The organism is Paraniabella aurantiaca, from assembly GCF_050309965.1.
Classification (GTDB): domain Bacteria; phylum Bacteroidota; class Bacteroidia; order Chitinophagales; family Chitinophagaceae; genus Niabella.
Genome location: NZ_JBLOSY010000001.1, coordinates 1,261,286 through 1,273,691, shown reverse-complemented (window position 1 = coordinate 1,273,691; position 12,406 = coordinate 1,261,286). Strand labels below are relative to the sequence as shown.

Sequence of the window (12,406 nt, the reverse complement as noted above, 5' to 3'; positions counted from 1 at the left end):
ACATACAGACATGAATTTATCGATATATAAAAATAAAAAAGCATTATATGCACTTACGCTTGCCACCACCATTGGAAGCGCAGTGTTCTTAAGTGGTTGTTCTAAAGAGTTTTTAAAACCTGACCCATTATCTTTTTACGAGCCCACCACCACGTTTAGTACGGAAAGCGGACTACAGGCAGCATTGGCCATGGCCGACCGGCATATCCGTACCTACTGGACAAGCTTTGAGAATCGTAACATTTCTGTTCCAATCGGCACAGAGTATCTTTTCTCAGAACTCAGCGTGGCATCAAAAACGGATGATGCAGCGTTATTTGCGGATATACCTACGCAGCTGACTCCAATTGGAGGCCCTGGTTATGATGCAGGCAACTGGACGACCTATTTCTGGGACCAGACCTATGAGGGCATTAAATACGCGAATACCATTCCAAGCTTTATTAATAATGTGACCGGACTCGACGAGGCTACGAAGAATGCTTATTTAGGAAGGGCCTATTTTCACCGGTCTTATCGCTACCTCTCTCTGGTGTTTCAATTTGGAGATGTGCCATTGGTAACAAAGATCTTAGAGGTTCCCAAACAAAACTATAAATCAACCAAGCGCGAAGCCATTCTCCAGATGATCACGAAGGATATGGAGTTTGCTGTGCAGTGGGTGCCCGAGCAAAAGGATATGATCTATAAAGGCATGGTGAACAAAGGAGCCTGTCGCATGCTTTTAATAAAGTGCTATTTGGCCACCGGCCAGTTTCAAAAGGCAAAAGATCAGGCAGATATACTGATTAATCAATCCGGATACGAATTGATGAAAAGTGATTTCGGAACCTTTGTAAATACCTATTCACCTCAAACCTGGCAGGTAACACGTAATGTAATATGGGATTTACACCGCCCCGAAAATAAACTTATTGCAGCCAACAGGGAGGTGATAATGGGTATGCCCAACCGGGGAGCAACGGCGGAGTCGATGATCGACTTTTTAACACTTAGGATTTTCGGGCCAAGTTACACAAGCGGCTCTGATTTGAAATCACCTGATGGTAAACAGGCCGTACAAAATTATGCACGTAATAATGGTAGCTACCGGCAAAACTATGACTACATAAGAGCAATAGGTCGCGGTATTGGAACATGGCGATTAACTTCATTTGCAACCAATGAAATGTGGAATGTTAACGGGCAAAATGATTTGGGTGATCTTCGGCATAATAGTGCGGTGGGTAACTGGGGAAGAATGGACTCTATTAAATACAACGACCCTACAAGTACCTGGTTTGGTAAAAACCTTTTGTTCAGACATCCTACTACAGGGGCTCTATTATGCACCGATTCGTTACGCGTATGGTTTGACTGGCCCCATTATAAAATCTACCTGCAGGATGTAGTAGCCGAGGCCAATCAGAGTGCCAACCAGTTTAACGGCGCTACTAATGGTAGTAACGCCGACTGGTATTTGTATCGCCTGGCAGAAACATACCTGTTACGGGCCGAAGCCAAATATTATTTGGGAGATGCCGGGGGAGCCGCAGCCGATGTTAACGAGGTTCGCAAAAGAGCTGGATGTACACAGCTTTACAACACAGTGACTATAGGGCAAATTATGGACGAAAGAGCTCGTGAGCTATACCTAGAAGAGTGGAGGCATATGGAGTTAAGCCGTGTTTCTTATTGTTTGGCCTTGAGTGGAAAGCCGGACGAATGGGGCAATACTTATGATGTTAATACTTACGACAAGCAGGAAGGAACAGGTGCTTCGGGGGGTAGTTATTGGTATCAGCGCGTAGTGCGTTACGGTATGTATAATAAAGGAGAGATTGCAGTGAGACCCCGTACTATTAACTACAGGATGGCTAAGCATAATCTTTACTGGCCGATTCCGAATTCAGCAATCACTGCTAATAACAAAGGTCAGTTAGCCCAAAATTTTGGCTACGACGGCTATAACGCAAACACATCCAAATGGGCTACCTGGGAAGAAGCGGTAGCAGATGAAGATAAAGTTCAATAGTTTCCGTTCGTTATTTTAAGGCATGTATATCAGGATAATCACAGGGCTGTCTTAGTCTTATAACCAATATTGAGGCAGCTCTGTTATATGTCCTGTTACAAAGGAAAAAATTTTTGCACTCCATGCATCTGTTGTAGTGAATTTAACCCTATCAAAAATGAATTTGCCCCTGTTTTTCCTGACTTAAAGAGAGACATTGCAAACATAAATAGGAGCTGTTCAACATAGCAATTAAATCTAAATCGGCTCCAAACTAATTATTTATGAATTTAAAGTTCTTAATTATTGCTATAGCATTTTTGTTTCAGCACAAAAACGATACTTCAGATACACTCGAGCGTAAACACCCGTCCAGGGCAGAGGTTTTGTCTTGTATTCAAAAAGTAAATTATTACTGGCAAAGCAATCACACCAAACCGGGCTGGGCTTTCTGGGATGTAGCTGCTTACCATACAGGTAATATGACAGCGTATAAACTAACTCACAACGAAAGCTATAAAGCCTATTCCCAAAAATGGGCCGAAAAAAATCAGTGGATGGGGGCTACCTCCAGCAACAAAGCAGAGTGGAAATATAACTATGGTGAAACTAATAAGCATGTGTTGTTTGGTGACTGGCAGGTATGTTTTCAAACCTATATCGACCTGTATAACCTGGATAAAATAAAAAATCCGAAAAAGATAGCAAGGGCCCGGGAAGTAATGGAGTACCAGATGAGCACTGCACAAAACGATTACTGGTGGTGGGCTGATGGCTTATATATGGTAATGCCCGTAATGGTCAAAATGTATCATATTACCGGCAATTCTCAATACCTGGATAAGATGGCAGACTATTTTGCCTACGCAAATAGTATTATGTATGATTCAATAGAAAAAATATACTACAGGGATGCGAAGTATATTTATCCCAAACATAAAAGCATTAATGGTAAAAAAGATTTTTGGGCAAGAGGCAATGGCTGGGTAATAGCAGCTCTTGCAAAAGTATTGGAAGACCTTCCGGCAGGCGATAAGAACCGGAGAGCGTATGAAGAGAAATTTTTAGGCCTTGCGGAGACAATAAAAAACCTGCAGCAGGAAGAGGGATACTGGACACGCAGCATGATGGATCCGCAACATGCGCCGGGACCGGAAACCAGCGGCACTGCTTTTTTTACCTTTGGTTTGTTATGGGGTATGAATAACGGTTACCTGGATAAAGCGGCGTACTGGCCTACGATACAGAAGGCGTGGAACTACCTTACAAAAACTGCCGTACAGCCCGATGGTAAAATAGGCTATGTGCAACCCATAGGAGAGCGGGCGATACCTGGCCAGGTAGTTAATAAAGATTCTACTGCAGGTTTTGGTGTAGGCGCTTTTTTATTGGCCGCAACAGAAATGTATAAATTTTTAGAAAAGAAATAAGACAGTGATCAATAACATCATATATACCAGATCGGTTGTATTGACTGTAGTATTGCTCGGCATGTGTAGTATAGCTCAATCGCAGGCGGGTGATTCGTGGGAGAAGGCATTGCAGCAAAAGAGGGTTGCTAATCAACCGCTTTTTAAGATTGCCAACCCTGACTATAAAATAAGCCCGCACACGGGCATGACCCGCGAGCACTGGAAGCAAATGGGGTTGTATTTGCTCAGGGGGGCATTTAGCTATGTAGGTAATATTAATGACCCCATGCAGTTTCCCAAAGAGCCGGGTAAGAGCTATCCCAGGCAGGCTTCACAGGTGCCAACAGAAAAACTGGAAGGGTTGAGCCGTACACTATTTATAGCGGCTCCTTTATTAAAGGAAGATTCAAATCTTGTATTGAATAATGTGAGGGTGGTTGATTATTATCGACACCAGATATTAAACCTGCTAAATCCGCAAAGCAAATCTTATATCAAACCACAGGAAAAAAATGGTGGTCCCAGCCAGATACTGGTGGAGTTTGGCGCTTTAGCGGTATCCTTATTTTATGTGCCTGAAGTATTGTTTGACCCTTTAACCAAAGAGCAAAAAGATTTATTGGCGCATACCATGCTCAGTTATGGTGATGGTAAAACGGTGCCTTCCAACTGGAAGTTCTTTAACATTTTTATATTGAGCTTTTTCAAGGAAAAGGGTTATGAAGTCAATGAAAAATTATTAGTTGAATACCTTGATAAATCCCTGGAGCATTACAGGGGTGCAGGCTGGTATAACGATAACCCGGCGTATGACTATTACAGCATGTGGGCCTTCCAGATGTATGGTCCCCTATGGGCCGAATATTTTGGAAAGAAATACTATCCTGAATATGCACAGAAATTTCTTAAAAACTTTGACGACCTCAAGAAGGAATATCCGTATATGTTCGGGAGAGATGGGAAGATGATTGTTTGGGGCCGGAGCATGACTTACAGGATCGGCGCTATTGTTCCGTTCGCACTGATGGGTTTGCAGAATGATCCTGCTGTTAATTATGGCTGGATGCGGCGGATTGCTTCGGGTGTAATGAAGCAGTTTATAACACACCCGGATTTTATGAAGAACAATGTACCCACACTAGGAGTGTATGGTTCTTTTGAACCTGCCGTTCAACCTTACAGTTGCCGCGGAAGTGTGTACTGGATGGGCAAAGCCTTTTTTGCATTGATGTTACCAAAGAATAGTCCTTTCTGGACGGCTACTGAAAATGATGGTGCCTGGGAAAACGAGATGAAAAAAGGAGAAGTAGTTAATCATTTTGCAGATAGTTCGAATATATTGATCACGGACTATCCTAATATAGGCGCTTCTGAGATCAGGGCCTGGTGCAAGGTAAAGTTGATAGGTGCCTGGGAAACTTTTCGCGCCAGCGAAAATTATAACCGGCTTTCTTACAACAGTGCATTTCCCTGGCAGGCCGATAGTGTGGATGGTGTGGTATCTATGAACTACCTCGTCAAAAATCAAAAGAATGAATGGGAGCCGCTACGGCTTTACGATTTTAAAAAATTTGAACAGGGTATTTATTACCGCGATGCCGTTTTGGAAACGAATCCCGGCATAAAATTAAACCTGGCTGATATACCTCTTGCCAATGGTATCCTTAGGGTTGATAAGATCAGCTCACCGGTTGCCACCGAGATAAGATTAGGTCATTATGCATTGCCACGGTTGAAAAAAGATATCATAACCACACGCAGGAAAGTAAAAGGCAAAGAGGTGGTAATAATAGATAATGGTGTTTATCAATTGGCCATGGTTAGTTACCAGGGATGGAGTCGGGTGTATGATGTAAATACAAAAAGGGTACATCCGGAAAGTGAGCAAAGTAGTGTGATTAACACGGCAACTAGCGTTATTGCCGGCAAAGAACAAATATATATAACACTGATGCTTTGGAAGAAGTCAGGCGAACGTTGGTTGGATGATGAATTGGCGCCCATTTCTGGTATTTCAGTAGATAAAAAAAGGATAGTTGTGCAGTTTGATAATTGGAATTTACAATGTATAAACTATTAATCCGTTGCAGAAGCTTAAACGATAATATTTATTGAGAAAAAATTTGTATAAAATGAAGTTAGCTGCGCCTCGAATTTGCCGTACTAGAATTTTAATAAAAAGTTTTTTTAGGTTGGCACTATTTCACTATTTGTAAAAAATAAAAATCAATATGTACAAGACCAAAAAACACATCTGTGTATTCATTGCTTTCTTTCTGGCTTTAATGACCGGATGTTCTAAGAAAGAAACACTTACAAATGATCACTTAAAAAAAGCTGCGGTAGCGGATAGGGGCGTAAATGAGATAACTCCAAAGCTAATAGCCTCGTCTAGTTCTACAGCTTCTCCTTTTTCTGGAGCATACATGGAGCTCTTTCAAACTACTAGTGGGTATTATGTACAAGTTTCATTCACATATAATTCAAGCATTAGCCGTCCAGCTACAATTTGTTTATCTTCAGGGGCTTCGTCATCCGATTGTATATCTACAATGTTGTCTGCAGGGGGAAATGTTTTTGGATTTAATGTTCCGGTTCTGACTCATGGAACTACTCTAGAGTTACAAATTACTGTGACTAGCTCTAACTCCATTACTTCAACTTATTCAGTTGCCAAATCATTTGTTTATCTACCTGTGTACGAATCATCAGTTAGATTACAAGAGCTACCCGAATTTATAGACTGTTATCCGAACTACACGGTTTCCTCGAGCTGGCCCTATTTTCATGTTTTTTCCGCCTATTTCACTTGGCCCGAAGAATACAGATCAGACGAAAAATACTATACATTCAATATAGAGGTAGGGAATTATAACGCAAGTACAGGTATTTTTACACCACTTAACTTAGGATACGCCCCATCGTCAGCTTTAATGTCCGCAAAGCCGTCACAAGGTGAGGTATTTGTATCTCTTGACTTTGGGGCAATGTATCATAATATTTCCTCTAGATCAAGTTTTCATTACCGATTTGCTGTATATGAAAACGGCGCAAATTTCAGCGGATATTATTACGTCGCTCCTCCGTTATTTTGGTTTGGGTATGGCCCCAATGTCTTGCCATTAAAAATAAAAGTCTTAAAACAGACCTCCTCGGGAATGTTATATGAATAACTCATAAGTGCAAAAACTGTAAATAACACCAAAAATATTCTATCGAATTATTAGATATACCAATAGCGATTGTTCATATAAAACGATAAAAGATAACTGCCGCTTTTGAGAGGCGGGAAATGGTTGTTGCGCAACCGCACTGGCAGTATGCTGGCTAAAGGTGAAAGTGTTGTGGATGCTGCATTACAGGAAAAAAGATGTGGCTGATGCATGAGTTAAATTTTGGTTAACAACGGTTAAAATCTAACAATGGTGAGTAAAAAAATAGGAATACTTTTATAAAAGTATAATTGACAAATATTGTACAGGAGCTTGCATTTAACAAACAAACGAAGGATTGAGAACTTATATTATAAACCAAACTTTTTGATGATACAGGACGTGTTGAAACTAAAAACTACCGAGAGATAATAACCTTTTCCATTTGCTGTAGCAGGTAGATAAAGTTCTTTTTCGATGCCACAAAAAAACCGGCCTAAAGGCTGGCAGGGAAAGGTATGTGCTTTCATGAACGTCCCGGAGCTAAATTTTATTTTTCACTAAAACCTTACAAATCAGGTATGCTTATTCGATTTTACTTTAGATGCCTGCTTGCAATTGGTCTCGCCTTTATGATACAGGGAGATGCTATTGCGCAGCAGCAAAACATTGTAGTAAAGGGTACTGTTACTACAGATGCAGGAGCGGCGCTTGCCAATGCTACCGTTTTCCTGAAAAGCGACTCTACCCGGGCTACATTAACCAGGGAGAATGGTGGATACCAGTTAGAAGTGCCCGCCAATGGCACGCTGGTGTTTTCTGCAGTGGGTTATGCTCGTGTAGAGCGGAATGTACAGGGTGAACCTGTTATCAATGTAGTGCTCACTGCTCAAACTACGACTATTGATGAAGTGGTTGTAACAGCTTTTGGTAACAAGCAGAAACGTTCCAGTATGGTAAGTGCTATTTCAACCATTAACCCGGAAGAATTAAAAGGACCTACCAGTAACCTCACCACTATGATGGCCGGTAGGGTAGGTGGAATGATTGCCTATCAAAGAAGTGGGGAACCAGGTGCTGATAATGCATCTTTCTTCATCCGCGGATTAGGCACATTCGGTACCGGTAAACAAGACCCGTTAATATTGATTGACGGGGTAGAGTCGAGCAACACGGATATGGCTCGTTTACAGCCTGATGATATAGCCTCATTTAGTGTGTTGCGCGATGCAACTGCGTCCGCGGTATATGGAGCGCGTGGCGCTAATGGTGTAGTGTTGATTACTACCAAAGGCGGTAAGGCGGGCAAAACCAATTTTACATTACGCTCAGAGGTTACGGGATCCTCCAACACACGAAATTTTGAGTTTGCTGATAATATCACTTATATGACATTAGCCAATGAAGCGGCACTTACCCGCAACCCCTTGGCGCCATTGCCGTATCTGCAAACGAAAATTGATGCTACCGCAAAACCAGACGCAGACCCGCTGTTATACCCAAGTAATAACTGGATCGAGCAATTAATTAAACCCTACACGATTAATACACGAAATAACCTCACCTTATCTGGAGGGTCTGAAAAAGCACGATATTATATTGGTGGAACATTTAACGTGGATAATGGGGTATTGAAAACAGAAAAACTCAACAACTTTAATAGCAATGTGAAGTTGATCAATTACAGTGTGCGTTCAAATGTCGATTTAAAACTTACTCAAACAACGGATGCTGCAATCAGGGTGTATGCTCAGTTTGATGATTACAAAGGTCCTTTGCTGGGACGTGATAACAATGGTAACGAAATCGGCGGCGGAGCACGTATTTTCAATCAGGCAATCTGGTCTAATCCCGTAATGTTCCCGGCAATCTATCCCCAGTCAATGTCTGAATTTGCAACCCATCCTTTATTTGGTAATGCTATTGCACCCAACGAAGGTTTATACGTAAATCCTTATGCCGAAATGGTGAGAGGTTATTCGGAGTATAACCGTTCCAATGTTCAGGCTCAGATTGAGCTAAAGCAAAACCTCAACGCGATAACAAAAGGTCTGAATGCGCGGCTAATGTCTTTTGTAAGACGGGAATCTTATACCAGCGTATCCAGATCATTTAATCCTTATTATTATACCACACAGGTAACACCCGAGGGAGAAGTTTCCCTGTTAAGATTAAATGGAGGGGGGCAGGGTTCTATAGGAACGACCGGTACCGAATATTTAGATTATATGCCGGGGAGAAAAGATGTAACAGCAACATTTTACACAGAAGCGGCATTGAATTACGACCGTACTTTCGGCAAGCATGCGTTAGCCGGTATGGTAATCACTACACTGCGTAATTATGTTTCTGGTAACATGGGTAGTTTGCAGTTATCCTTACCAGCCAGAAACCAGGGCTTGTCAGGCCGCTTTTCTTACGGTTATGATACCCGGTATTTAGCAGAATTTAACTTTGGTTATAACGGATCTGAGCGTTTTGCAGAAAACAGCCGTTTCGGATTCTTCCCTTCCTTTGGTTTAGGTTATGTAGTATCTAATGAAAAGTTTTTTGAGCCTCTAACTGAAGTAATAAACAACTTTAAACTAAGAGCTACTTATGGTTTTGTAGGGAGCGATCAGATAGGCCGATCTGAGGATCGATTCTTTTATCTTTCAGAAGTACAAATGAATAATCTTGATTATGGTGCGACCTTCGGTGAATTATATGGTTATAGCCGGCCCGGTGTATTGGTGAGTCGTTATGCAAACCCCAACATTACCTGGGAAAAATCGGAGCAGATCAACCTGGGTCTTGATCTACGTTTGTTTAAAGCATGGGATTTGAATATTGATGTGTATCGTAATACCCGTACCAATATTCTGAGCGGCCGCACCTATATCCCTACCACTATGGGTTTGCAGGCATCTATCATTGCTAATACCAACGAAGGTATGAGTCAGGGTTTGGATGTAATGACTACTTATAACAAAGACTTTGGAGGTGGCTGGAGTGCCCAGATGCGAGGTAATTTCACTTATGCTACCAGTAAAGTACTAAAATATGATGAGCCTTCTTATCCGGAGAATGAATGGTACCGGAGCCGCGTTGGCAATTCTATGGCACAACGTTATGGATATATCGCCGAACGTTTGTTTGTAGATGACAACGAAGCCATCAACTCGCCGATCCAATTTGGAGGTACGCCAGGCATTGCCAACGGTGGATCTTATGGCGGGGGTGACATCAAGTACCGTGATGTTAATGGAGACGGAGTGATTAATAACCAGGATATGGTACCTATTGGTCTGCCAACTTCGCCCGAAATTATTTATGGATTTGGCGGAACCATTGCTTACAAAAGTTTTGACTTTAGCTTTTTCTTCCAGGGTTCAGCGAGATCTTCCTTCTTTATTAACTCTGAAAATATAGCTCCTTTTGTATTTAATGGTGGTAGCCAGAACGCACTGTTAAAAGTGGTGGCGGATAGTTACTGGAGTGAGGAAAATCGTAACCTGTACGCCTTATGGCCCCGCCTTAGCCAAAACTTTGTAGTAAACAACAGCCGGGAGCGATCAGATATCAATGAAACGTCTACATGGTGGATGCGTAACGGAAGTTTTTTGCGATTTAAAAATGTAGAACTGGGCTTCAACCCTAAACCTAGCCTTATCAGGAAATTTGGACTTAACACGATGAGGGTATATGTCAATGCTACCAACCTTGCTGTATGGAGCAACTTTAAAATGTGGGATCCCGAAATGGGCGGCTCGGGTTTAGGTTATCCTATTCAAAGTGCATACAATTTCGGCCTGCAAATTGGTTTTTAATCATTCCCTTACTTAAAAGTATATCAACATGAAAATATATCAGTTTCTAAAAAATACTTTCAGGACCTGCAAAAAGCAGGTGGCCCTGTTGAGTGGTGTTCTGCTGATAGTAGGAACGTCCTGTAACAAATACCTAGACATTGTGCCCGATAACGTAGCTGTAATTGATAACGCTTTTACAATGCGTACAGAAGCGGAAAAATACCTGTTTACCTGTTACTCTTTTATACCCAGAAACGGGGATCCAGCCTACAATATAGGTTTATTAGGAGGCGACGAAATTTGGCTACCGCGCAATCCACGCGACCTTACCGCTTATGCCTGGGGTACATTGAATATTTCAGGTATAGCAACCGGTGGACAAAACGCTGCTGAGCCTAAATTAGATGCATGGAGGGGCTGGTGGCAGGGTGGGGGTCCAGGCGATCGTTATGGACTTTGGAAGGCCATTCGAAATTGTAATATTTTCCTGGAAAATGTAAGCAATACTGCAAAAGTACGCGATCTACGATTAGATGAGCGTACACGATGGCTGGCGGAAGTTAAATTCCTCAAGGCCTATTATCATTACTATCTTTTACGGATGTATGGTCCTATACCATTAGTAGACCAGAATATTGATATCAGCGCGCCTGAAAGCGAAGTGCGCATCAAACGTAGACCTCTCGACGAGTGTGTCGAATATATTTCCGGATTATTGGATGAAGCTGCCCCCGGTTTACCAATGGTTATTTCTGATAGAACAACTGAATTAGGCAGGATCACCAGGCCGATTGCTTTAGCAATAAAAGCTAAATTATGGTTGCTGGCTGCAAGTCCTTTGTTTAACGGTAATCCAGACTATACCAGTTTTAAAGATCATGAAGGTGTTGCATTATTTCCCGCAACATATGATGCAACTAAATGGGATAAAGCAGCACAGTTCACAAAGGCCGCCATTGATGCTGCTGAAGAAGCAGGTCATATGTTACATCAATTTTTGGGCACTTCTTTCCAGTTGTCTGAAACCACGCTGCTACAACTGCGCCTCCGCACAGCGATGACAGAACGCTGGAGCACAGAGCATGTATGGGCCAATCCTAACAGCCGGGCCGGTTTTGATATGCAAGCGCGGGCTATGCCTAAGTTAGCAGGTGCCGAGGCAAGTGGACAGGCAAGGATGCAATATGCGGCGCCTTTAAAAATAGTAGAAATGTTTTACTCTAAGAATGGCGTACCGATCAACGAAGACAAACTCCTCGATTTCAGCAACCGCTACACCACCCGTCTGGCAGTTAATGCTGAGCGCTTTAATATCAAGCCGGGATATGAAACAGCTCGTATTAATTTCGACCGGGAGCCGCGTTTTTATGCTTTCCTGAGCTTTGATGGCGGCGTTTATTACAAGTACGACAGTCCATCTAACTCCGACGAAAACACCTGGGTAGTAGAAGCCAAATACACGCAGGCTTCCGGTGCTACGGACGCCCTCGGCTTTTTAAATGAAACCGGCTACTTTGTAAAAAAATTGGTAGACTGGAATGCTACACATACTAATAGCAACCAGGGTATTAACTATCGGGATTATCCATGGCCGGAAATCAGGCTGCCTGATCTCTACCTGATGTATGCCGAAGCTTTAAATGAAAGTCAGGGTCCGGTTGGAGATGTTTTAATTTATGTAGATAAAATTAGAAACCGTGCAGGCCTGGAAGGTGTGGCAGCATCATGGTCAAAGTACTCGAACAACCCATCCAAATACACCACCAAAGATGGTATGCGCGAGATCATTCACCAGGAAAGAGGTATTGAATTGTCCTTCGAAGGGCAGCGTTTCTGGGATCTGCGCCGCTGGAAAAAAGCTGCAGAATCTATTAACCAGGCTATTACAGGCTGGAGTGTATATCAGGATAAAACAGCCGACTATTACCGGGTGCGTACCATTTATACGCAAAACTTTGTTTCGCCGCGTGATTACTTATGGCCTATCAGAACAGAGGATATCAGAATTAACCCAAGTCTGGTTCAAAATCCGGGTTGGTAGTAAAAAGATCACCATTA

At 42.3% G+C, this 12,406-nt stretch carries 6 protein-coding genes; all 6 read left to right on the top strand.

Translation table 11 applies throughout. From position 1 onward, the window contains the following. The first annotated feature begins 10 nt into the window (after window positions 1-10). The 6 genes from ACLOAU_RS05450 (at window position 11) to ACLOAU_RS05425 (ending at window position 12,389) form a co-directional block, all read left to right on the top strand. A complete protein-coding gene (locus ACLOAU_RS05450) occupies window positions 11-2,014 on the top strand; it encodes a RagB/SusD family nutrient uptake outer membrane protein (protein ID WP_427860841.1) in 2,004 nt (667 codons plus the stop codon). A gap of 263 nt (window positions 2,015-2,277) precedes the next feature. Further along, window positions 2,278-3,423: a glycoside hydrolase family 88/105 protein gene (locus tag ACLOAU_RS05445; protein WP_427860840.1), complete on the top strand. Its 1,146-nt coding sequence runs from the start codon at window positions 2,278-2,280 to the stop codon at window positions 3,421-3,423. Window positions 3,424-3,427: 4 nt separating this feature from the next. Beyond that, window positions 3,428-5,485 carry a DUF2264 domain-containing protein gene (locus ACLOAU_RS05440; protein WP_427860839.1) on the top strand — a complete coding sequence of 686 codons (2,058 nt, stop codon included), beginning with the start codon at window positions 3,428-3,430 and terminating at the stop codon, window positions 5,483-5,485. A gap of 151 nt (window positions 5,486-5,636) precedes the next feature. Next, window positions 5,637-6,578: a hypothetical protein gene (locus ACLOAU_RS05435; protein ID WP_427860838.1), complete on the top strand. Its 942-nt coding sequence runs from the start codon at window positions 5,637-5,639 to the stop codon at window positions 6,576-6,578. A 560-nt stretch (window positions 6,579-7,138) separates the two neighbouring features. Next, window positions 7,139-10,366, top strand: coding sequence for a SusC/RagA family TonB-linked outer membrane protein (locus ACLOAU_RS05430; RefSeq protein ID WP_427860837.1), 3,228 nt, complete (start codon window positions 7,139-7,141; stop codon window positions 10,364-10,366). Window positions 10,367-10,394: 28 nt separating this feature from the next. Beyond that, a complete protein-coding gene (locus ACLOAU_RS05425; RefSeq protein ID WP_427860836.1) occupies window positions 10,395-12,389 on the top strand; it encodes a RagB/SusD family nutrient uptake outer membrane protein in 1,995 nt (664 codons plus the stop codon). Window positions 12,390-12,406 lie beyond the last annotated feature (17 nt).

Coding starts and splice junctions, on each gene's coding strand:
- ACLOAU_RS05430 (WP_427860837.1), top strand. CDS start 7,139: ATGCTTATTCGATTTTACTTTAGATGCCTGCTTGCAATTGGTCTCGCC.
- ACLOAU_RS05450 (WP_427860841.1), top strand. CDS start 11: ATGAATTTATCGATATATAAAAATAAAAAAGCATTATATGCACTTACG.
- ACLOAU_RS05425 (WP_427860836.1), top strand. CDS start 10,395: ATGAAAATATATCAGTTTCTAAAAAATACTTTCAGGACCTGCAAAAAG.
- ACLOAU_RS05445 (WP_427860840.1), top strand. CDS start 2,278: ATGAATTTAAAGTTCTTAATTATTGCTATAGCATTTTTGTTTCAGCAC.
- ACLOAU_RS05435 (WP_427860838.1), top strand. CDS start 5,637: ATGTACAAGACCAAAAAACACATCTGTGTATTCATTGCTTTCTTTCTG.